General features: G+C 62.1%; 21 protein-coding genes. 17 read left to right on the forward strand and 4 right to left on the reverse strand.

Features of this window, described 5'->3' with window-relative positions; translation table 11 throughout:
* Positions 1-8 precede the first annotated feature (8 nt).
* Genes argF through ROSMUCSMR3_RS20585 form a run of 3 tightly spaced genes read left to right on the forward strand, consistent with a single transcriptional unit; the run spans position 9 to position 2,713 of the window.
* A complete protein-coding gene (argF, locus tag ROSMUCSMR3_RS20575; protein ID WP_008282902.1) occupies positions 9-1,010 on the forward strand; it encodes an ornithine carbamoyltransferase in 1,002 nt (333 codons plus the stop codon).
* A 2-nt stretch (positions 1,011-1,012) separates the two neighbouring features.
* Positions 1,013-1,924 (forward strand): carbamate kinase, encoded by a 912-nt coding sequence (arcC, locus tag ROSMUCSMR3_RS20580; RefSeq protein WP_008282901.1) that lies wholly within the window; start codon positions 1,013-1,015, stop codon positions 1,922-1,924.
* 18 nt (positions 1,925-1,942) lie between these two features.
* Positions 1,943-2,713, forward strand: a complete 771-nt coding sequence (locus ROSMUCSMR3_RS20585; protein ID WP_008282900.1) for an SDR family NAD(P)-dependent oxidoreductase — start codon at positions 1,943-1,945, stop codon at positions 2,711-2,713.
* 45 nt (positions 2,714-2,758) lie between these two features.
* Here the strand turns inward: ROSMUCSMR3_RS20585 and ROSMUCSMR3_RS20590 are convergent, their stop codons facing one another.
* The 4 genes from ROSMUCSMR3_RS20590 to ROSMUCSMR3_RS21740 form a co-directional block, all read right to left on the reverse strand.
* Positions 2,759-3,802, reverse strand: a complete 1,044-nt coding sequence (locus ROSMUCSMR3_RS20590; protein ID WP_037275430.1) for a type II glyceraldehyde-3-phosphate dehydrogenase — start codon at positions 3,800-3,802, stop codon at positions 2,759-2,761.
* Positions 3,799-5,139: an SAM-dependent methyltransferase gene (locus ROSMUCSMR3_RS20595; protein WP_099911744.1), complete on the reverse strand. Its 1,341-nt coding sequence runs from the start codon at positions 5,137-5,139 to the stop codon at positions 3,799-3,801. The genes ROSMUCSMR3_RS20590 and ROSMUCSMR3_RS20595 overlap by 4 nt, the downstream gene beginning before the upstream one ends.
* Positions 5,140-5,381: 242 nt before the next feature.
* The gene (locus ROSMUCSMR3_RS20600) at positions 5,382-6,050 is read right to left on the reverse strand and encodes an RNA polymerase sigma factor (RefSeq protein WP_008282897.1); all 669 of its coding nucleotides are present in this window, start codon (positions 6,048-6,050) and stop codon (positions 5,382-5,384) included.
* Positions 6,051-6,091: 41 nt separating this feature from the next.
* Positions 6,092-6,460 carry a hypothetical protein gene (locus ROSMUCSMR3_RS21740; protein WP_237183603.1) on the reverse strand — a complete coding sequence of 123 codons (369 nt, stop codon included), beginning with the start codon at positions 6,458-6,460 and terminating at the stop codon, positions 6,092-6,094.
* Between ROSMUCSMR3_RS21740 and ROSMUCSMR3_RS20605 the strand changes: the two genes are divergently transcribed.
* The 14 genes from ROSMUCSMR3_RS20605 to ROSMUCSMR3_RS20670 all read left to right on the forward strand — a co-directional run bounded on the left by ROSMUCSMR3_RS20605 (position 6,342) and on the right by ROSMUCSMR3_RS20670 (position 20,223).
* The gene (locus ROSMUCSMR3_RS20605; protein ID WP_232279256.1) at positions 6,342-7,196 is read left to right on the forward strand and encodes a DMT family transporter; all 855 of its coding nucleotides are present in this window, start codon (positions 6,342-6,344) and stop codon (positions 7,194-7,196) included. The two genes, ROSMUCSMR3_RS21740 and ROSMUCSMR3_RS20605, sit on opposite strands and share 119 nt — an antisense overlap.
* A gap of 220 nt (positions 7,197-7,416) precedes the next feature.
* Positions 7,417-8,043: an RNA polymerase sigma factor gene (locus ROSMUCSMR3_RS20610; protein WP_008282895.1), complete on the forward strand. Its 627-nt coding sequence runs from the start codon at positions 7,417-7,419 to the stop codon at positions 8,041-8,043.
* A 92-nt stretch (positions 8,044-8,135) separates the two neighbouring features.
* A complete protein-coding gene (locus ROSMUCSMR3_RS20615) occupies positions 8,136-8,471 on the forward strand; it encodes a hypothetical protein (protein ID WP_008282894.1) in 336 nt (111 codons plus the stop codon).
* On the forward strand, positions 8,464-10,254 hold the full coding sequence (locus ROSMUCSMR3_RS20620; protein ID WP_237183599.1) for a DUF3141 domain-containing protein: 1,791 nt from the start codon (positions 8,464-8,466) through the stop codon (positions 10,252-10,254). The genes ROSMUCSMR3_RS20615 and ROSMUCSMR3_RS20620 overlap by 8 nt, the downstream gene beginning before the upstream one ends.
* Positions 10,238-10,417: a hypothetical protein gene (locus ROSMUCSMR3_RS20625; RefSeq protein ID WP_008282892.1), complete on the forward strand. Its 180-nt coding sequence runs from the start codon at positions 10,238-10,240 to the stop codon at positions 10,415-10,417. The genes ROSMUCSMR3_RS20620 and ROSMUCSMR3_RS20625 overlap by 17 nt, the downstream gene beginning before the upstream one ends.
* Entirely contained in the window at positions 10,410-11,252 is an 843-nt protein-coding gene (fabI, locus tag ROSMUCSMR3_RS20630) for an enoyl-ACP reductase FabI (RefSeq protein ID WP_008282891.1), read from the forward strand. Before ROSMUCSMR3_RS20625 ends, fabI begins: the two co-directional genes overlap by 8 nt.
* Positions 11,249-11,851: a ubiquinol-cytochrome c reductase iron-sulfur subunit gene (petA, locus tag ROSMUCSMR3_RS20635; protein WP_008282890.1), complete on the forward strand. Its 603-nt coding sequence runs from the start codon at positions 11,249-11,251 to the stop codon at positions 11,849-11,851. The genes fabI and petA overlap by 4 nt, the downstream gene beginning before the upstream one ends.
* A 39-nt stretch (positions 11,852-11,890) precedes the next feature.
* Complete coding sequence (locus ROSMUCSMR3_RS20640) at positions 11,891-12,586, forward strand: CBS domain-containing protein (protein WP_008282889.1); 696 nt, start codon at positions 11,891-11,893, stop codon at positions 12,584-12,586.
* A 158-nt stretch (positions 12,587-12,744) separates the two neighbouring features.
* Complete coding sequence (locus ROSMUCSMR3_RS20645; protein WP_008282888.1) at positions 12,745-13,212, forward strand: phospholipase D-like domain-containing protein; 468 nt, start codon at positions 12,745-12,747, stop codon at positions 13,210-13,212.
* 466 nt (positions 13,213-13,678) lie between these two features.
* Complete coding sequence (locus tag ROSMUCSMR3_RS20650; RefSeq protein WP_008282887.1) at positions 13,679-14,044, forward strand: DUF5676 family membrane protein; 366 nt, start codon at positions 13,679-13,681, stop codon at positions 14,042-14,044.
* Positions 14,041-15,423, forward strand: coding sequence for an MBL fold metallo-hydrolase RNA specificity domain-containing protein (locus ROSMUCSMR3_RS20655; protein WP_008282886.1), 1,383 nt, complete (start codon positions 14,041-14,043; stop codon positions 15,421-15,423). The genes ROSMUCSMR3_RS20650 and ROSMUCSMR3_RS20655 overlap by 4 nt, the downstream gene beginning before the upstream one ends.
* Positions 15,420-16,928, forward strand: a complete 1,509-nt coding sequence (locus ROSMUCSMR3_RS20660) for a thymidine phosphorylase family protein (protein WP_081508718.1) — start codon at positions 15,420-15,422, stop codon at positions 16,926-16,928. Before ROSMUCSMR3_RS20655 ends, ROSMUCSMR3_RS20660 begins: the two co-directional genes overlap by 4 nt.
* Complete coding sequence (locus ROSMUCSMR3_RS20665) at positions 16,925-17,872, forward strand: ribose-phosphate diphosphokinase (protein WP_008282884.1); 948 nt, start codon at positions 16,925-16,927, stop codon at positions 17,870-17,872. Before ROSMUCSMR3_RS20660 ends, ROSMUCSMR3_RS20665 begins: the two co-directional genes overlap by 4 nt.
* Positions 17,869-20,223, forward strand: a complete 2,355-nt coding sequence (locus tag ROSMUCSMR3_RS20670; protein WP_008282883.1) for a copper-transporting P-type ATPase — start codon at positions 17,869-17,871, stop codon at positions 20,221-20,223. Before ROSMUCSMR3_RS20665 ends, ROSMUCSMR3_RS20670 begins: the two co-directional genes overlap by 4 nt.
* Positions 20,224-20,384 lie beyond the last annotated feature (161 nt).

The raw sequence follows: 20,384 nt of genomic DNA on the forward strand, positions 1-20,384 counted from the left end.
GAAATCCCATGTCCTACAATCTGAGAAACCGCCATTTCCTGGCCCTGCGCGACTTCACGCCGCAGGAAATCAGCTTCTTGCTGAAACTCTCCGCCGACCTGAAGGCGGCGAAATACGCCGGCACTGAAGTTCCGCGCCTGACCGGCAAGGAAATCGCCCTGATCTTCGAGAAGGACAGCACCCGCACCCGCGTCGGCTTTGAGGTGGCGGCCCACGATCAGGGCGCGCATGTGACCTATCTTGGCCCCTCGGGGTCGCATCTGGGCAAGAAGGAAACCGTCAAGGACACCGCGCGCGTGCTAGGCCGGGTCTATGACGCGATCGAATATCGCGGATTTGGTCACCCTATCGTCGAGACGCTGGCGCAATACGCTGGCGTGCCCGTCTATAACGGGCTGACGGACGAATTCCACCCGACGCAGATCCTTGCCGATTTCCTGACCATGCAGGAACATTCCGACAAGCCGCTGCGCGAGATCGCCTATTGCTTCATGGGCGATGCGGGCAACAACATGGGTGACAGCCTGCTGATCGGCGGGGCGAAGATGGGCATGGATGTGCGCCTGTGCGCGCCCGAAAGCCTGTGGCCGGGCCAGGCGATCCGCGACGAGGCCGATGACGTCGCCGTGCAGACCGGCGCGCGGATCACGATCACCGAGGATGTGGACGCCGCGGTGAAAGACGTCGATTTCGTCTATACCGATGTCTGGGTGTCGATGGGTGAGCCCAAGGAAAAATGGGCGGAACGGATCGAGCTGCTGACGCCCTATCAGGTGAATTCCGATGTGATGGCCAAAACCGGCAATCCGAGGGCCAAGTTCATGCATTGCCTGCCCGCCTTCCACAATGCCGAGACCGAAGTCGGCGCCGATATCGAAGAGGAATTCGGCATCACGGCGATGGAAGTCACCGAAGAGGTGTTCGAAAGCCCGGCCTCCATCGTGTTCGATCAGGCCGAGAACCGGCTGCACACGATTAAGGCGGTGCTCGTCGCCACGCTGGGCAACTAGCGGTGCTGGTTGTCGCCGCATTGGGGGGCAATGCATTGTTGCGCCGTGGCGAGCCGCTGACCGCCAAGGCGCAGCGCGAGAACGTCGCCACCGCGGCTACCGCGCTGGCGCAGATCATCAAGGCCGGACACCGGCTGGTCGTCACCCACGGCAACGGGCCGCAAATCGGCCTGCTTGCATTGCAGGGTGCGGCCTACAAACCCGATGCAGTGTTCCCGCTGGATGTGCTGGGGGCGGAAACCGATGGCATGATCGGTTACATGATCGAGCAGGCGCTTGAAAACGCCCTGGGCCATGACCGCCCGGTCGCGACCCTGCTGACCCAGATCGAGGTCGATCCCAAAGACCCGGCCTTCGCCAAACCCACCAAGTTCATCGGCCCGGTCTATGACAAGGCGGAAGCCGAACGGCTCGCGCAGGCGCGGGGGTGGAGCATTGCTGCGGATGGCGCGCATTGGCGCCGCGTGGTGCCGTCGCCGATGCCGAGTGGCATTCCCGACCTGAAAGTGCTGGAACTGCTGCTCGAGCAGGACGTGACGCTGATCTGCGCAGGCGGCGGTGGCATTCCGGTCGTCCGGCGTGCCGACGGTTCGCTGATCGGGGTCGAGGCGGTGATCGACAAGGATCACGCGACGGCGCTTCTGGCACACAAGCTGAACGCCGACGCGCTGTTGCTGCTGACTGACGTCGAGGCCGTGTTCCGCGACTTCGGCACCGAAACGCAATCGGCTATTTGGCAGGTGTCGCCGGAGGACGCAGTGCGTCTGGACTTGCCCGACGGCTCGATGGCGCCGAAGGTGGCCGCCGCCGCGACTTTCGTATCCGATCGTGCGCGTTTCGCCTCCGTGGGTCGCCTGGAGGATGCGCTTGCCCTGCTAGATGGCAAGGCGGGCACGATGATCGTAAACAACTGAACCCAAGGAGCATATTCGATGAAACGTCTGGCAGAAAAAGTCACCCTGATCACTGGAGGAGCGGCAGGCATCGGTCTGGAAACCGCCCGGCTTTTCTTGAGTGAGGGGGCCAAGGTTGCGCTTGTGGACCTCCACGTTGACGACCTGTCGGATGCTGCGGGGGATCTGGGCAATCCGGACGACCTGCTGACAATCGCCGCCGACGTCTCATCGGTCGAAGATTGCAAAAGATACGTCGCGCAGACCGTCGAGAAGTTCGGGCGCATCGACGTGTTCTTCAACAACGCCGGAGTCGAAGGCATGGTCGCGCCGCTGGTCGATCAGAAGATCGAGGATTTTGACCGCGTGATGGCGGTTAATGTGCGCGGCGCTTTCCTTGGGTTGCAGCATGTCTTGCCCGTGATGACTGGGCAGCAATCGGGCAGCGTGATCAACATGTCGTCGATCGCGGGCCTCAAGGGCAGCCCGAACGTCGCGCCCTATATCACGTCGAAACATGCCGTTGTCGGTTTGACGCGCGCCGCCGCGATAGAGGTCGCAGGCCACAACGTGCGTGTCAACTCGGTGCATCCCTCGCCGGTCAACACGCGGATGATGCGGTCGCTGGAGGAAGGGTTCAATCCCGGCCACGGCGACGAAGTGAAGCAACAGCTTGCCGGCACGATTCCGCTGGGTCGCTATGGTGAAAGCATAGAAATCGCCAATCTGGTCCTGTTCCTCGCCTCCGACGAGTCCGCCTTCATCACGGGAGCGCAGTATCCCATCGACGGGGGCATGTCGGCGGGCTGATCGGGTCTCTGCCCTATGGGTTTGGAACCTGTTGCTAGGGGGCTGTCAGGTCGCCGTAAATGTCCCGACCCCAAGCGCCGCGTTCGTACGCGCAATCGACGCCGATCCGTCTCGCTCGGCTTCCGTCAGGGCGCGGATCGCGTCGATGGTTTCGGGGATCACGATGGCTTGGTTGTCGACCATGTAGGCATAGTACAATTCGTCGCCCTCGACCTTGAGCATGTCCTCCCACAGAGCCACCTCATAGAGGCTGTCGTTGGGACGCCCGAAATCGGCCATCATCTCCTTGACCGCGTTAAGTGCGCCCAGCCCGTCCGCCATCCGGATCAACGCGATGCGGGAGGAGGCGCGGAACGCTTCGAGTACCTCGTCTTTGGACGCCTTGCGCGGCATCCTGACCGACCAATAATGCAGATGGGCAAGGGTCTGCGGCACCTTCACGGCCATCGTGATCACGTCGAGATCGGGATCGACGCTTTGTGCATCCGGGCCCTGATGGCTGGGAATATCGGGTTCGGGCACAAGCGTGTTCATGATTCCACCCAGATGGCTTTCCCACGGGTCGGTGGCGCGCCGCAGGAGCGTTCCGCGCGCTGAGCCAAGAAGCCCTGCAACTTTCAGCGCTGTGAGGGTGCGGACGATCGACGTCGTGTTGCAGGACACCACGCGGGTGCGATCGCGCCCAATCGCGCTTGCATAGTTTGCTTCGGCAACAAAGGAATGGCCGGTCACCTCGTGTTTTTCGCCGCCATGAACGATGAACCGGATGCCTCTTTCGCGATAGGTTTCCACATTGCGCACAGCCACTTTCTTGGGCGTGCTGTCCACCACGATGTCTGCGGTAGCAAGCAGGTCGTCGAGCCCTCCGGCCACGTCAAGGCCGGCCTCTCGCATGGCCGGGGTGCGATCCGGGTCGGCGGCATAAAGCGCGAAACCCTTCGCGCGCGCCATGCGGGCGCGCCAGTCGGAGGTGACATCCGCCACGCCAACGAGGTCCATGTCCTCTTGTGCGACCACTGCGTCTGCCACACGTTTGCCGATCACGCCGTATCCGTTTACGGCAACTCTGATAGGTCTCATGTCAGTCATCCCGCTCTCGTGAATTCTGTGCCGGTCGAAATATCCCAGGCGGATTCGCCTGCCTTGACCTTGGCGATATAGTCACGGGTCAGCGGAACCGCATCACGGCGCTTGGCAAGCTGGATCTGGAAGACCATCAACCGCCCATTCCGGAACGCCATTTCGCAGACAGCCAGATAGAATTCCCACATACGGCAGAACCGCTCGTCGTAAAGCATGCGCGCTGTTTCGCGTTCCTGGGCAAATCGTTCGGACCAGTGGCGCAGAGTCTCGGCATAATGCAACCGCAGGACCTCGACATCCGTGACCCACATTCCCGCACGCTCTGCTGCCGCGATGGTTTCGGACAGCGTGGGCAGATAGCCCCCGGGGAAGACGTATTTGCGGATCCACGGATCGCTGCCGCCTTTGGGCGCCATCCTGCCGATCGCATGCAAAAGTGCGACGCCATCGGGCCTGAGAACGCGCTGAAGGGTGGTAAAAAACGCATCGAATCCGCTGCGGCCCACATGCTCGAACATACCTACGGACACGACGCGATCGTATAGCCCATGCTCTTCGCGGTAATCGCGCCGTTCAAAGGCCACCTGATCAAACAGGCCGGTTTGCTGGGCACGTTCGCGGGCAGCGGCAATCTGTTCGGTCGAGAGGCTGAGCCCGGTCACGCGCGCCTCGTGTTGCTGGGCAAGCTCCATCGCCAGCCCGCCCCAGCCCGAGCCGATGTCGAGAACCTCCAGACCGGGTCGCATCAAGAGCTTTGCTGCGATGTGCTTTTTCTTGAAGGCCTGGGCCTCGTCCAACGTTTCGGTCCCGATCGGGAAGTAGGCGCAGGAGTATTGTCGATCCGCATCCAGAAAAAGGTCGTAGAGTTCGGTCGAGATGTCGTAGTGATGCGCCACGTTCGCGTGAGACCGGCTGATCGGATTATGATGCAGCCTGCGGCTCAGGAATGCGTCCAGCCAGCGGGTCAATCGTCTGCCAGGCAATGCGTCGATAGTATCTATGTCGGTCATGCAGATCGAGAGGAGGTCGCGCAGGCTGCCAGTTTCAATGCGCAGCGTCCCGTCCATATAAGCCTCGCCAAGTGCAATGCTGGGGTTCACCAGAAGTTGCACAGGCAGCACCTTTTCGGTCAAACGGACGGAAACGGCGGGTTCGCCGCCGGGGCCGAAATGCCACGTCTGGCCGCAGGGATCGTAGATGGTGAGGCGTCCGTTTTGAACGAGGCGTCGCAGCGATTTGGCGAGCAACCACATGGCCGCCCGTCCCGGTGCGAGACGTCCGGTTTCAATCCGGCTACCTTCTTGTTCAAAGCGTTCGTCGGGAGAGGTTTCGCTATTGGACATGATCGCTTGCTCCGTCTTGTTTTTTGTCGGCAGGCGGCGTCAACCGCCGCTTTCTGATAAAACAGACGAAAGATGACAAGGTTCATTACAGCGCAGCGGCCTGCCGACACGGTGCCCGCGGTGCACAGGCGTGCGTAGGCGGAACCCTTGGAAAACGGATCGGCGTGTCCTCGCTGGCGGACAATAGAACGCGATCCGTGAATTGCAGACACGCCGGTGAGAGAGGGCCAGCACATCGGGGCTCAGTCCGTCGTTTTCGCTCCGGCGTCGTCCTTCATCGCTTGAAAACGAGCGCGGGCCTTTTCCGCTGCGTCGCAATCGCAATCGAGAAAGCCATGAACCGGGCAGGTCAGGCACATCTGTTCCAACCTTGTCTTCAACGCCTGCCGACCCCGGTGAAGGCGGACCGTGATGTTGTTCAAGGTGATGCCAAGGTCTTTGGCGACAGCATCGCGCGGCTGCTCCTGAAGATCGACGCGCCAGATTACTTCGGCATATTCCGGTCTGAGCGTCGGCAACAGCTTGTACAGACAATTGCATATCGCCTCGTCGAGTTCTTCGTCGAACCCGTTTTGGACGCTGTCCAGGTCGGTTGGGGCCATGACTACCTCCCTCTGGCGCCTTCGCGAAACCTTGCGACCGTAGTCGGCGATGGACGACGCCAGAATCTGGCCGAGCCAGCCACGAACGGCGCGCACATCGCGAAGTTGCTCGGAGCGGTCAATGGCGCGCAGCATGAACGTTTGCAGGACATCCTCGGCTGCCTCCGGATCTCCCAGTCGCCGACGCAGGAAATTCAGGATATGCTGCCGACCTTCCACCAGCGAGCGACGGACAGCGATGTCCGCATCCTTGGCGGCTGTGTTGGGCTGATCTGCTGTGGATAACCGATCATTCGGGTCGTGATTCATGATACACCTCTGAAAAGTAAGACGCCGAACCATCGAGAACGTTACACTTTTTCGGGTGCTTCGGGTGACCTGATTGTTGGTGGTTTTGCTGTTGGGTATGCACAGGCGCGGTCTTTTGGAACCCGGGCCAACGGGCGTATGCCCAGGAATGCGTAAGGTTTCGGCTGCCGCAGCGTCTTCTTACTTCGCCCCTGAGTTGGCACATCGGAAAATTTCTGCAATTCCTGCCACTTCTGACTTGGAAAGGAAATCTCGATGTCGCCGACTGTCATAACCAAAATCGTTTTGGCCATGTTCCTGTGGGCGGCGTGCTTTCCGCTGATCACGGCGGGGCTGCAATACGCGCCGCACCTGACCTTTGCGACGATGCGGGCAGGTCTGGCAGGCGCGGCTCTGGTGGGGTTGGCCATGATTTTGCGCAGACCATTCCCGCGCGGTTGGCGCACGTGGTTGACCTTGGGGATCGTCGGGATTGGTGCGACAAGTTTGGGATTTCTGGGCATGTTTCATGCAGCAGAATTCGTGTCTCCGGGCCTCGCCACGGTCATCGCAAACGCGCAGCCGCTGCTGGCCGCAATACTGGGTGTTGTATGGCTTGGCGAAAGGCTGCCGAAGGTCGGTTGGGTCGGCCTTTCGATCGGATTCATGGGAATCCTCGTGATCGCGCTGCCGCAATTGCTTGATGGAGGGCAAGAGGGGTCGGCCATCGGTTTCGCCTATATCGTTTTGGCCGCGGTTGGGGTGACCATCAGCAACGTGGCCATCAAGTCCATCGCCGGCAAAGTGGACGGGCTTTTTGCAATGGGGTTACAGTTGCTCATCGGCAGCGCGCCGCTCGCGTTCGCAGCCCTCGCGCTGGAAGATCAAAACGCCATTCAATGGAACGCGGTCTTCACGGCATCGCTTTTGGGGCTGGCCCTGTTCGGCTCAGCGCTGGTGTATTGGCTCTGGTTTTCCGTGCTGGAGGCAGTTGAGCTGAACCGGGCGATTGTGTTCAGCTTTCTTGTTCCAATCTTCGGTCTTTCAATTGGTGCCTTGTTTTTCGGGGAACGCCTGTCCGGGATTCAATTTTCCGGTATTGCGCTGGTCATTTTGGGGATCGTGTTCGTCAATCTTAAGGGAGCACGGCGGTCTCAAGGTCGATAATACAGAACAACCTGTTAACCTGTTTTCAAACGGTCGTTTTGGCTATTGTCTTCGTCGAAAGCCTGTTTGCTTCGATACGAATGTGTGTTGCTTATTCAGAGTGACGCGCGGAGGGGCAAATTGTTCTTAGAATGACTGCGCGCATTGTACGTTAGAGAGACAATGCTCGAATCAGCGCTGATCGCACCTTCGCAAACCTCTTGGAAAGGGCAGAGACATCATGGCATCGCAAGACAGTGGCAAGCCCGATGTGCCCGACGCTTCGCCGGAACGCGCCCTGTTGGACGGGCGCGGAGCGTTTATGGGATTTCTGGTCAAACGGCTTGGCAACCGCGCAGATGCAGAGGATGTCCTGCAAGACTTCTGCATCCGCGTGCTGTCACGCAAGGATCAGCTCCGAGAGGTCGAACGAATGGATGCGTGGCTCTACACAATCCTGCGGTCCACTTTGAACGATCACTACCGCAAAGGGACCCGGCGTAGCCGGCTGGCGGCGGCGGCGGCGCGCGAACCAGAGGAATGGATTGCCGATGCGCCCTCACAGATGGCGCGGCTGTGCACCTGCCATGGCGGGTTGATTTCCGAACTGCGCCCGGCGGATGCCGAACTGATCCGGCGCATCGATTTCGGCGAAGAAGATCGCGAAAGCGTGGCAGCCGATCTGCGGCTTAACCGCAACGCACTTGGTGTCCGGCTACACCGGGCACGCACTGCTTTGCGCGAGGCGCTTACAACGCATTGCGGCAAGTGCTGCCAAGAGGACCGGGACGATTGTTACTGTCCGCCCGAGGGCTGCGAGAACGACAAACACGAGACTGATTGCGAAGAAGAGGGACAGGAACACTGATCGCCCTGTCGGCGGGTCTGTAACGATTTCCTTCTTCCGGCGTCTTCTTCTGTGACCAAGCCCGAAGGCTCAACCACAGGAGTCGCCTAGCCATGCCACGCAAGACGATGGATCGGAAATCAGGGGGAACCCGTCACTCATCATCCGACGACGATGATCTTCGGATCTTGTTCTCGCAAATGACCTGTGCCTGTGCCGAGACCTGCGGGCATGCCGACGCCCCGATGGCGCGGGCGTTGTTCAACCGGGTCGAAATGATGAACCAGCCCCCGTCACTCGCGGCGCGCGCGTTGGGCATCGAGCCCGGCGATGCGTCCTATCTGCTGACCGGTCTGCGCGAGGATGTGGCGAAGGATTTCGTGCGTGTGATGCTCGCTGGACGACCCTCCATAGACACTACCAATCAAGAGGAAGCTGATGATGAATAAGAGCCTGCGCCTTGCGACAGTGACCCCGGAACAATTTCTTGCACCCGTTTCCGGTAACGCAACGACCGCTAGTAACGTGCCTTACGTCCAAGACGCCTTTGAACGCTGGGTGCTGCTTCTCGACACGCTGCGTGAACGCGCCGACAATATGATCGCGCATGAGCGGCAGGGCATGCCGCCGCTTCTGGATTTCGATTACGAACTGCTGCTGGACGCACGCACCTTTGAGCGGTCGGCCAACTACGCGCTGCTCAGGATCACGCGGGTCGGCGACGATTGCTGGGACGATTGCGTGGACGAGGCCAAGCCGCCGGTGATCGTGATCGATCCGCGCGCCGGGCACGGGCCCGGTATCGGCGGCTTCAAGCGCGACAGCGAGGTCGGCATGGCGATGCACGAAGGCCACCCGGTCTATTTCGTGATCTTCTATCCCGAGCCCATGCCGGGTCAGACGCTGTCGGACGTGCATTATGCACTGCGCGATTTTGTATTGGAGGTCGCGCGCCGTCACCCGGACACAGCCCCCGTGCTCTACGGCAATTGCCAGGCCGGTTGGGCGGCCACGCTGCTGGCGGCGGATTGCGACGGCCTGACCGGTCCGATTGTGCTGAATGGCTCACCGCTCAGCTATTGGTCGGGCGAGGCGGCAAGCAGCCCGATGCGGATGATGGGCGCGCTCTCGGGAGGGGCCTGGGCCGCGCATATGATATCCGATCTGGGCGATGGCCGGTTCGATGGCGCCTGGCTGGCGCAGAATTTTGAGACCCTGCAACCGGAAAAGGCGATCTGGGATAAGTACGCGACCCTCTTTGCCCATGCCGACACAGAGCGTGAGCGGTTCGTCGAATTCGAACGCTGGTGGAATGGCTACTACACGCTCAGCCGCGAGGAAATCCTCGGCATCACGCAGAACCTGTTCATCGGCAACCGGCTGGAACAGGGCGAGATGCAGCTGGATGCGCATTGCACCGTCGATCTTAAGCGCATCAGCAATCCGCTGATCATCTTCGCCTCGGACGGTGACAACATCACGCCGCCCGAACAGGCAATGGGGTGGATTGGCAAGCTTTATCCCGATACCGATGCGCTCAAGGCAGCCGGGCAGCGCATCGTCTATATGACGCATCCGCGTGTCGGGCATCTGGGCATCTTCGTCTCCGGCTCCGTCGCGCGGCTCCAGCATCGTGCGATTCTGGAAAGCCTGGACGATGTCGAGGCCCTTTCCCCGGGTCTCTACGAGATGGTGATCGACAACCCGTCGGGTGACCCGGACTGCGAGACCGGCGATTTTGAGGTGCGATTCGAACCGCGCGAGGTCGATGATCTGGGCATTGCATCGGACGATGCGGCCTTGAAACAAGTGGCGCAGATATCGCGGATCAACGAGGCGGTCTATTCGATTTTCGTCAGTCCTTGGATCCGCGCCGCGACGACCCCGGCCAGCGCTGAGGCGCTCCGTGCGCTGCACCCCATGCGCTGGACCAGAACGATGTTCTCCGAACAGGTGAACCCGTGGATGGCCCTGATCAAGTCCACCGCCGAAACGCTGCGCGAGACGCGCTCACCATTGCCGGACGACCACCCCGCGATCGTGGCCGAGCGTGCGCTGTCGGCGCGCACCGGCGAGGGTATAGGCGCATGGCGCAAGGGACGCGATGCCTGGATCACCCATGTCTTTGGCGCGATGTTCGGCAATTTCCCGTTCGCCGCAGCAACCACACAGGCGGAAAAACCGTCGGCCTCATCAAAAAAAGGAATGAACAATTATGGAATGGCTTTTTGAAAACTGGGTTTTGGTTCTCGTCTTCGGCGGAATGGCCGCAATGCACCTTTTCGGGCACGGACATGGCGGACACAAACATGGCAAGTCGGCCAAGCGTCATGGTGCGCACGACAAGAAGTCCGAAGCTTCCGCCGATACCGAGGCAGTGTCGGAGGATGCCTGAATTCGACGCATGCTGCGATCCTGCGGAACTGCTTGATCTGTCCGGCCGGAAGGGTCTGGTTGTCGGCATCGCCAATGATCGCAGTCTGGCGTGGCCTGCTGCCCTGCATTTCCGTCAAGCGGGTGCCGAGCTCGCCATCACCTATGTCGATGAGCGCACCAAACCTCATGTGGTGCCATTAGCTGCACGTCTCGAAGCGCCGATCCTGCTGCCCTGTGACGTGAATGCGCCGCACGAACTCGACGCTGTCTTCGACGCCATCACGGACCGCTGGGGAAAATTGGATTTCATCCTTCATGCCGTGGGCAGCGTGCCGCCCGGCGACCTTCATGGCCGCCTGACTGACTGTTCGGCTGCAGGGTTTTCCCAAGCGATGCATGTGTCCGTCCATTCGCTGATCCGCATGGCGCATCTTGCCGAGCCCCTGATGAAAAGCGGCGGCAGCCTGATCACTCTGAGCTATCTGGGTGGCGAACGTGTGGTGGAGAATTACAACGTGATGGGGCCGGTCAAGGCGGCGCTTGAGGCCACCGTGCGCTATCTGGCTCACGAACTCGGGCCGTCGAACATCCGCGTCAACGCCATTTCGGCGGGACCCGTGATGACCCGCGCGGCGTCCGGGTTGACCGGCTTTGCGGGTCTTCTGGACGCGACCGCGCGAGTTGCCCCATTGCGGCGCAACGTCACGGCCGACGAGGTGGGCCGCGCCGCCCTGCTGTTCGCCAGCGACTATACCGGCGGCATCACGGGCGAGGTGCTGCATGTCGATGCGGGTGTTCACGTCGAAAGCCCTGTCGCCGCAGCCAAAATGAACGTCAAATCGGAGGAATCATGATGCGCCAGACCATTGACGAAACCAATCAATTGCCCGCAACAGAGCGCCGCGATTTCCTTTATTATGCAACGGCCTCAACCGGCGCGATTGCCGCAGGCGCGGCGGTCTGGCCGTTGATCAATTCGATGAACCCCTCGGCCGACGTGACCGCGTCCGGCACGGTCAAGGTTGATCTTTCCGGCGTCGAACCGGGCCAACGTATTACCGTGAAGTGGCAGGGCCACCCGGTCTTTGTCTGGCGCAGGTCTGAGGCAGCGATCCAGGCTGCACGGGCCGTCGATCTCGACCAGCTTCCCGATCCTGTTGACGAAGCGGGCGAGAATCCGAACACAAGTGGCGAGGAGCCAGCGCTGGATGAGAACCGCGCGGCGGGCGAGGATGGCGAATGGCTGGTCGTTATCGGTGTCTGTACCCATCTCGGCTGTATCCCCTTGGGCCAGGATGGGTCGGCGGTCGGCGAATTCGGCGGTTGGTTCTGCCCGTGCCACGGATCGCATTACGACACCTCGGGCCGGATCCGGAAGGGGCCGGCCCCACGCAACCTCGACATCCCACCTTACGATTTGGGCGACGACCTGCAACTCGTTATCGGCACCTGACGTGCTGAACAAGCCAAAACTCAAGAAGGAGACTATGACATGCTCGCCAAGGATATCATGACAACATCGGTGATCTCGGTCCCGCTGGAGGGACAAATCGAGGACGCGGTACGCTTGATGCTCGACCACAATATCAGCGCGCTGCCCGTCGTTGACGCCGAGGGCGACCTCAAGGGACTTGTCAGCGAAGGCGACCTCATGCGGCGTGTCCGCGAAACAGACGGACCACGCCGGTCATGGTGGCTCGAGGTGCTTGGCGGGGCAAGCGAATCCGCACAGGATTTCGTGAAGCTCAAAAGCCACCGGGTCGAAGACGTGATGACAAGGGATGTGGTTTCGGTAGAAGAGGATACGAATGTCGCGGAAATCGCGCGTCTTCTGGAAAAGCACCGGATCAAGCGCGTGCCGGTGGTGAGATCCGACAAAGTGGTCGGCATCGTCAGCCGTGCGAACCTGCTCCACGCCTTGTCGGCGCTTCAGGATGGGGCGCTGCCGGAGCCGTCGGAGGACGACCGCGTGCTGCGTGCGAAGATTGAAGAGGCTCTGAAAGAAGTGCCCGGTGCAGCGGTCAACCTCATCAACTACACGGTGGACAAGGGGAATGTCGCCGTCTGGGGTGTCGCCGACAGCGATTTCGAGGAGAATGCGATCCGGGTTGCCGTCGAAAACGTGCCCGGTGTCAGGATGGTTGAGGTCCATATGGGACGACTGCCGGCCTGGGCTTACGGGATCTGACTCACATTGCGCAGATAAACCCGGCCTGGCAGGACGCCCGCCCGCTTCCATCAAACGCCATTCCCGAAGAGGCCGACGCAATCGAAGGACTGCTGGTACCGAGCTATTCGCGCAAGTGTCAAAAGAGGCTTGCCTGTCTGCACGCGGGACTGATCGGGATGGCACAGACCTGCGTTTATCTGACGTCGCCCTATTTCGGTCCGGGCACCGTGGTCGACCGGGCGCTTCAGGATGCCGCGCGTCGCCGCGTGGACGTCCGTCTGCTGGTGCCTCGCACGAGCGATCCTATGGTCGCTGGCTGGGCGACGCGGGCGGCATATGCGCAGCTTCTCTCGGCGGGCGTGAGGGTCTACGAGTATCTGCCCCGTCCATTGCATGCCAAGACGTCGGTCGTCGATACAGGCTGGTCGATCATCGGGTCAGCTAACCTCGACTACCGAAGCCTGTTCGTCAATCAGGAGCTGGTTCTGGTCGCACATGACCGCGTCCTGGCAGGGCAGTTGCAGGCGCAATATCTGCAAGATCTTTCGGATGCCCGCGAAGTCCCTCTTCGGGCTTGGCATTCCCGCAGCTGGCGCGCGCGAGGTTTCGAGGTGATCGGATGGGCCGCGCGGCGGCTGCTGTAACCTATAGCACCGGTCAGCCGACAGCCTGCCGGGATGCAGTAACTCTGTCTGCAATATCGACGCCTTCCTACGGCAGAGCGATACACTTGCTCCTGTACTAACGAAGACCGACAGGTTGCCAACTTCTGTAATGCTTCCGGTCGGGGCGCGTCTATAGAACGAAACCAAACAAAAGGAGGTCCAGATGGACGACCGATCAACTTCTCAGACGCAAGACACAGCACAGCAAAAACAGGGCGGATGTTGCGGTGGCAAGACCGATGCGCAGCCGAAAGCAAATGTCGAACCGCAGGTCGCGGAACCCGCAAAGGCAAAACCGGCCAAATCCGGCTGCTGCTGCGGCTAGGGCCGAGGCAAAGCCACCGCAGGATGGGCGTCTGGCGCTTGGTGCGCCCATCCTGAACCGGCGCCGTCCAGCGGATGTGTTCGCGCTCCGTCCGAATCCACGACAAGAAGGGAGAAAGCCATGATGCCCATTTTCTATTTCACCGCAGTCGCGGTGATCCTTTTCCTGGCCCTGCGCATGACGTGCGGGGCCTGCGTCATGGGCGGGCCTGCCGGGGCAGGGCGCGTGCGTCTGCCGGTTGTGCCGCTTGGTTGGGCGCTGAGCCTGTTCCTGGCGCTGACCTACCTTGTGTGCATCGCATTCGATCTGATCTTTCCCGCCTATGCAATGTATGAAACCTGGTCCGGTCTGCTGCCCGGTTTCGTCTGGCTGACCCCGGTGGGCTTCATCATCGGGCTGGTCGAGAGCTTTCTCTACGGTTGGTACGCCGCGCTGATCTTCGGCGGCCTTTACAACGCCATCGCGGCAAGGGGAACAGCGACATGATCCCGACCGCACGTCCGAAACTGCGCTTTCTTGGCGCCGCCGGGACGGTGACGGGATCGCGCTATCTGGTCGAGGCCCTGGGGCGGCGCATTCTGGTCGATTGCGGGCTGTTCCAGGGCTTCAAGCAGTTGCGGGCGCGCAATCGCAAACCTTTCCCTGTGCGTGTCAACACCATCGACACTGTGCTGCTCACCCATGCTCATCTGGACCATTCGGGATATCTGCCGACACTGATCCGGGCGGGGTTTCGCGGGCGGGTTCTTTGCACAGAAGCAACGGCAGATCTGTGCGGGCTTATTCTGCCCGACAGCGGCCATATCCAGGAAGAAGAGGCGCGCTTTGCCGCGCGGAGGGGATATTCCAAACACAAGAAGCCAAAACCGCTCTATACGCTCAAGGATGCAAAGGCCGCGCTGGACCGCTTTGATCTTCAACCGTTCGACCGGCGAATAGATTTAGGCGACGGCATCGCGGCCCGTTTCATTCCGGCGGGGCATCTGCTCGGGGCGGCGCAGATCCGGCTTGAGGTCGGCGGCAGGGTTGTCCATTTCAGCGGCGATCTGGGCCATGATCCCGATCCGCTGATGCGACCGCCCCAGCCATTCGGCGGAGCAGATGTTCTGGTCTGCGAGTCCACCTATGGCAACCGGTCCCATCCCGACGTGGACCCAGAAGCCGAACTGGCCCCGATCCTCAAACGCACCTTTGCCCGCGGCGGCACGGTGCTGATCCCGTCCTTTGCCGTCGGACGGGCGCAGGGGCTGATGCTGCACATTGCGCGATTGATGGAGCGCGGCGATATTCCCTATGTCCCGGTGTTCCTCAACAGCCCGATGGCGGTGAATGCGACCGAGATCTATCACCGTCATCACGCCGAGCACCACGTCAGCCGCGAAGACTGCATTGCGATGTTCGAGATCGCCAAGAGGGTAAACACGGTCGAGCAATCCAAGGAGCTGAACACGCGCCAGGGCCCGATGATCATCGTCTCCGCCAGCGGAATGCTGACCGGCGGGCGTATCCTGCACCATCTGGCCAGCTTCGGCGGCGATCGGCGGAACGCGATCTTGCTCTCCGGTTTCCAGGCCGGCGGCACGCGTGGCGCGGCGCTGGCCGGGGGCGCGCGGACATTGCGCATGTTCGGACGGGAGTTCCCGATCGAGGCCGAAGTGGTTCAGCTCCAGTCCTTTTCCGGACATGCCGATGCCGATGAGATCCTGCGCTGGATGTCCGCCGGTCCCGCCCCCGAGATGACCTATCTCACCCATGGGGAACCTGTCACCGCCGACACCCTGCGATTCCGCGTCGAACACGAGCTAGGGCGATCCGTGCGCGTGCCCGAACATCTCGAATCCGTCTACCTGGACAGGCCGCGATGACCGAAACGCTTGCCCTGGTCTCTTCCCGCATCGACACCTACCGGCAGCCGATCGTCTACATGCATGAAGACTGTCACGTCTGCCGTTCCGAGGGGTTTGCTGCCCAGACACGCATACGAATCGACCTGAAGGACCGCTGGATCATCGCGACCCTGAATGTCGTCCGCCGCGGAGCATGGCTTGCCGTGGACCAGGCGGCATTGTCCGTTTCCGCCTGGGCCGCGCTTGGCGCTGAGATTGGAGACGAAGCCGCTTTCTCGCACCCTGAACCGCCCGCTTCGGCGTCTATGATCCGGGCGAAAGCCTATGGCGAGCGGCTGGACCGGGCCGGGTTCGCGACGATCGTGCGCGACACGCTCGACAGCCGGTTATCGGATCTCGACCTTGCCGCCTTCGTGACCGCCTGCGCCGGCGACAGGCTGAACGAGGCCGAAACCGTGGCGCTGACCCGCGCCATGAAGGAAGCAGGGCAGACGCTCGACTGGGGGCAGCACACTGTCCTCGATAAGCATTGCGTCGGCGGATTGCCGGGCAACCGGACGACACCCATCGTCGTCGCGATCGTCGCGGCGGCGGGGCATCTGATCCCCAAGACGTCGAGCCGTGCGATCACATCGCCTGCCGGAACCGCCGACACCATGGAGGTGATGGCGCCCGTCGCGCTTGACGCCGCCGCGCTGCGCCGGGTGGTCGAAGCCGAGGGCGGTTGCCTCGTCTGGGGTGGCGGGCTCGCCCTCAGTCCTGCCGACGATCATTTTATCCGTGTCGAACGCCCCCTCGATTTCGACTCCACCGGTCAACTCGTAGCGAGCGTACTGTCGAAAAAGGCGGCCGCCGGTGCCACCCATGTTCTGATCGACATGCCGGTCGGACCAACGGCCAAGGTGCGGTCTGCCGGAGCGGCGGAGGCACTCGGGATACGGCTGTCTTCGGTGGGCAAGGCGTTGGGTCTGAACCTGGCGCTACATATCAGCGATGGCGTGGCCCCGGTGGGACGTGGCATGGGCCCGGCGCTGGAGGCGCACGACGTGCTCGCGGTTTTGCGGCGCGCGCCGGATGCACCTGGCGACCTGCGTGCGCGGGCGCTGGATCTGGCCGGACATCTTCTGGACCTCGCACCGCACGCCGTTGCTGGGCGGGGGCGGGACCGCGCGCAGGCGCTTCTCGATAGTGGTGCAGCGGAGGCAAAGTTCATGGCAATTTGCGCGGCACAGGGCGGTTTCCGCAAACCCGGAACCGCAGCGCAGCAGATCGAAATACGCGCCCCTCATGCGGGCCAGTTGACCGCCATCGACAACCGACGCATCGCACGCATCGCCAAGCTGGCCGGGGCCCCGCGTCAGAAGAGCGCCGGCATCCGCCTTCTGGTGCGGATCGGGGATTGGGTGGACAAGGGCCAGCCGCTTTATGAGCTTCATGCCGAGACACCAGGCGAACTGGCCTATGCCCTGGCTTACGCGGAGTCCCAGACCGGGGTGCTGACGCTGTCCGAGGCAGTGTCATGATCCTTGTCGCGTTTCCCGAGATGAGGCCGCTTGCCGAAGACCTGGCACCCGCGCTTGGGGCGGACCTGCTCGCTCTCGACTGGCACCACTTCCCAGATGGCGAAAGCCTGATTTCGCTGCCCGGCGATCTGGACGGGGCCGATGTGGCATTTCTGGCGACTTTGCGCGATCCCGACCGGCTTGCCCTGCCCTTGCGCTTCGCCGCGGCGACGGCGCGCGAGATGGGCGCGCGTCGCGTCGGATTGATCGCGCCTTATCTTGGCTACATGCGGCAGGACCGCCGCTTCGAGCGCGGGCAGGCGGTCAGCGCGCCGCTCTTTGCGCAATTCCTGGGGGAAAGCTTCGATTGGCTGGCGAGTGTCGATCCGCATCTGCACCGCATCGCGCGGCTGCAGGATGTCTTCCCGATGCCTGCCATACGCGCCGTATCCGCCCCGCTGCTTGCGACCTGGATCAGCACGAACCTGCCAGACGCCGTTCTTCTGGGCCCTGACAGCGAAAGCCAGCAATGGGTCGCCGAGGTGGCCCGGCTGGCCGGACGGCCCTATGAGGTCTTGCGCAAGGTGAGATCCGGTGACCGCAGTGTCGATGTCAGTGTGCCCGAAAGCGCGGCGCTGCACGAAGGTACGCCAGTGATCCTCGACGACATCGCATCTTCCGGCGTCACGATGGCACGCGCCGTCGAAAGATTGCTTGCGGCTGGAACCGCCGCGCCTGTCTGCCTGGCTATCCATGCGGTCTTTGCGCACGGCGCTCAGGACGCCATTCTGTCGGCTGGTGCGGCAAGAATCATCACCACCGACACCATACCCCATCCAACGAATGCGATCGGAATTGCCGGTCTATTGGCCGAAGCGATCCTTTCGGTCGTGACAGCCCTTGACCTTCCAGTTGCTGGAACAATTAGGCTGGACCCGAATCCCGCCGAGAGGACAACCGAATGAACGACCAAGTAAGCCATGCTGCACATGAAACCGAATCCAACATTTACGTCTGCCCGATGCACCCTGAGGTACGGCAGAACGGTCCGGGCGATTGCCCGAAATGCGGGATGCATCTTGTGCCCGAGGCGGAGCTCGACAACCATGCCGGGCATGATCACCACGGTCATGACCATCACGCTGGTGCCGCCCCGGCGGACGGCAGATATGATACCGTCCCGGAGGGCTATGACGGCGCTGTCTACACCTGTCCGATGCACCCGCAGGTTCGCCAGGTCGAGCACGGCTCCTGCCCGATCTGCGGAATGGGGTTGGAGCTTGAGTCCGGGGTCCCGATGGACGACGGCCCGAACCCCGAACTGGTGGATTTCACCCGGCGTTTCTGGGTTGGCACGGTACTGACCATTCCGCTTCTGATCCTCACCATGGGTCCCTATCTCGGCTTTCCGGGAGTGCGCGAGATTTTCGGCGAGCGCGCAACCCTCTGGATCGAGTTGGTTTTCGGGACCCCGGTGGTTCTTTGGTGCGGCTGGCCGTTTCTGGTTCGGGGCTGGAATTCGTTCCGGACGATGAATCTCAACATGTTCTCCCTCATCGGTATGGGGGTAATCGCGGCCTGGCTCTTCAGCGTCGTCGCCGTTCTGGCACCCGGCATATTCCCGGACGGATTTCGCGACGCCGAAGGTCATGTCGGCGTCTATTTCGAGGCGGCGGCGGTGATCGTGACGCTCGTGCTGCTTGGCCAGGTGATGGAATTGCGCGCCCGTGAAGGCACCGGCAAGGCGATCCGCGCGCTTCTCGACATGGCGGCCAAGACCGCGAGGGTCATCCGAGACGACGGGTCCGAAGAGGAGATACCGCTGGAGGACGTACAGGTCGGGGACCGGCTGCGCGTGCGTCCCGGTGACAAGGTGCCGGTCGATGGCGTTGTGCTGGACGGCCGGTCCTCGGTCGATGAAAGCATGATCTCAGGTGAACCTGTGCCGGTGGAGAAGACCGAGGGCGACCCGCTGACCGGCGCGACGATCAATGGCACCGGTTCTCTGGTGATGGAGGCGACGCGTGTCGGGTCCGACACGATGCTCGCGCAGATCGTCGAGATGGTGTCGAACGCGCAACGCTCGCGCGCACCGATCCAGAAGTATGCCGACAAGGTGGCGGGATATTTCGTTCCGGCCGTGATCGGTATCGCGGTCCTGTCCTTCATCGCGTGGGCGGTCTGGGGGCCATCCCCGGCGCTGTCCTACGCATTGATCTCGGCTGTCGCCGTGTTGATCATCGCCTGTCCCTGTGCGCTCGGCCTCGCCACGCCGATGTCGATCATGACGGCAACGGGGCGGGGGGCCCAGGCCGGGGTGCTGATCAAGAACGCCGAGGCGCTGGAGCGGTTCGAGAAGGTCGATACCCTGATCGTCGACAAGACCGGCACGTTGACGATGGGCAAGCCGCAGCTTGTCGCCGTCCTGCCGCAACCCGGTCACGACGAGGCCGAGGTCCTGCGTCTCGCCGCATCGCTGGAGCGCGGATCGGAACACCCCCTCGCTGAGGCCATCGTGCGCGGCGCGGAAGAACGCGATGTGAAGATGGCGGACGCGGACGACTTCGAGGCGGTCACAGGAAAGGGCGTGAAGGGCGTCGTGGGCGGCAAGGTGGTCGCATTGGGCAACCTGGCGATGATCCGGGACCTTGGCCTTGAGGCCGGCGACCTGACCGCCAAGGCAAATGCCCGTCGCGACGAGGGCGAGACGGTGATGTTCGTGGTGCTGGATGGCGAGATCGCGGGTCTCGTCGCTGTCGCCGATCCGGTGAAGGAGACCACGCCCGCCGCCATCAAGGACCTGCATGCACTGGGGTTCCGCGTCATCATGGCCACCGGTGACAACGAGCGCACGGCCAAGGCGATCGGCGCACGTCTCGGCATTGACGAGATCCGGGCCGACGTGCTGCCCGAGGACAAGGCGCGGATCATCAAGGAATTGCAGCAGCAGGGCCGCAAGGTGGCGATGGCCGGCGATGGCGTCAACGACGCGCCGGCCCTGGCCCAGGCCGATGTCGGCATCGCCATGGGCACCGGGGCCGATGTGGCCATCGAAAGCGCGGGCATCACGCTGGTCAAGGGCAACCTCGACGGTATCGTGCGCGCACGGCGGCTCGCACGGGCCACCATGCGTAATATCCGGCAGAACCTGTTCTTCGCACTGATCTACAACGCCTCTGGCGTGCCTGTCGCGGCGGGGGTGCTGTTTCCGTTCTTCGGCATCCTCATCAGCCCGATGTTTGCCGCCTTCGCCATGAGCGCCTCGTCGATATCGGTGGTGCTCAATTCGCTGCGCCTTCGCGGCGCAAAGATCTAGAAAGGAAGCCACAACGTGACCCATCAACCTGATCCATCACATGTTAATCAAAGTCAATCGGAGCATGCCCCCCGCCCGCCCTCATTCTGGCGATCACGCGCCGGCATCTATCTGATCGTTGCGCTGGCAGTTGGCGTCCTTCTCCTGGGTTACGACCACCG

Origin of the sequence: Roseovarius mucosus (assembly GCF_002080415.1) — a bacterium.
Taxonomy (GTDB): domain Bacteria; phylum Pseudomonadota; class Alphaproteobacteria; order Rhodobacterales; family Rhodobacteraceae; genus Roseovarius; species Roseovarius mucosus_A.

Coding starts and splice junctions, on each gene's coding strand:
- ROSMUCSMR3_RS20620 (WP_237183599.1), top strand. CDS start 8,464: ATGAATAAGAGCCTGCGCCTTGCGACAGTGACCCCGGAACAATTTCTT.
- ROSMUCSMR3_RS20625 (WP_008282892.1), top strand. CDS start 10,238: ATGGAATGGCTTTTTGAAAACTGGGTTTTGGTTCTCGTCTTCGGCGGA.
- fabI (WP_008282891.1), top strand. CDS start 10,410: ATGCCTGAATTCGACGCATGCTGCGATCCTGCGGAACTGCTTGATCTG.
- ROSMUCSMR3_RS20595 (WP_099911744.1), bottom strand. CDS start 5,139: ATGTCCAATAGCGAAACCTCTCCCGACGAACGCTTTGAACAAGAAGGT.
- argF (WP_008282902.1), top strand. CDS start 9: ATGTCCTACAATCTGAGAAACCGCCATTTCCTGGCCCTGCGCGACTTC.
- ROSMUCSMR3_RS20650 (WP_008282887.1), top strand. CDS start 13,679: ATGATGCCCATTTTCTATTTCACCGCAGTCGCGGTGATCCTTTTCCTG.
- ROSMUCSMR3_RS20645 (WP_008282888.1), top strand. CDS start 12,745: ATGGCACAGACCTGCGTTTATCTGACGTCGCCCTATTTCGGTCCGGGC.
- ROSMUCSMR3_RS20640 (WP_008282889.1), top strand. CDS start 11,891: ATGCTCGCCAAGGATATCATGACAACATCGGTGATCTCGGTCCCGCTG.
- petA (WP_008282890.1), top strand. CDS start 11,249: ATGATGCGCCAGACCATTGACGAAACCAATCAATTGCCCGCAACAGAG.
- ROSMUCSMR3_RS20665 (WP_008282884.1), top strand. CDS start 16,925: ATGATCCTTGTCGCGTTTCCCGAGATGAGGCCGCTTGCCGAAGACCTG.
- ROSMUCSMR3_RS20610 (WP_008282895.1), top strand. CDS start 7,417: ATGGCATCGCAAGACAGTGGCAAGCCCGATGTGCCCGACGCTTCGCCG.
- ROSMUCSMR3_RS20605 (WP_232279256.1), top strand. CDS start 6,342: ATGTTCCTGTGGGCGGCGTGCTTTCCGCTGATCACGGCGGGGCTGCAA.
- ROSMUCSMR3_RS21740 (WP_237183603.1), bottom strand. CDS start 6,460: ATGGCCAACCCCACCAGAGCCGCGCCTGCCAGACCTGCCCGCATCGTC.
- ROSMUCSMR3_RS20660 (WP_081508718.1), top strand. CDS start 15,420: ATGACCGAAACGCTTGCCCTGGTCTCTTCCCGCATCGACACCTACCGG.
- ROSMUCSMR3_RS20670 (WP_008282883.1), top strand. CDS start 17,869: ATGAACGACCAAGTAAGCCATGCTGCACATGAAACCGAATCCAACATT.
- ROSMUCSMR3_RS20590 (WP_037275430.1), bottom strand. CDS start 3,802: ATGACTGACATGAGACCTATCAGAGTTGCCGTAAACGGATACGGCGTG.
- ROSMUCSMR3_RS20585 (WP_008282900.1), top strand. CDS start 1,943: ATGAAACGTCTGGCAGAAAAAGTCACCCTGATCACTGGAGGAGCGGCA.
- ROSMUCSMR3_RS20615 (WP_008282894.1), top strand. CDS start 8,136: ATGCCACGCAAGACGATGGATCGGAAATCAGGGGGAACCCGTCACTCA.
- ROSMUCSMR3_RS20600 (WP_008282897.1), bottom strand. CDS start 6,050: ATGAATCACGACCCGAATGATCGGTTATCCACAGCAGATCAGCCCAAC.
- ROSMUCSMR3_RS20655 (WP_008282886.1), top strand. CDS start 14,041: ATGATCCCGACCGCACGTCCGAAACTGCGCTTTCTTGGCGCCGCCGGG.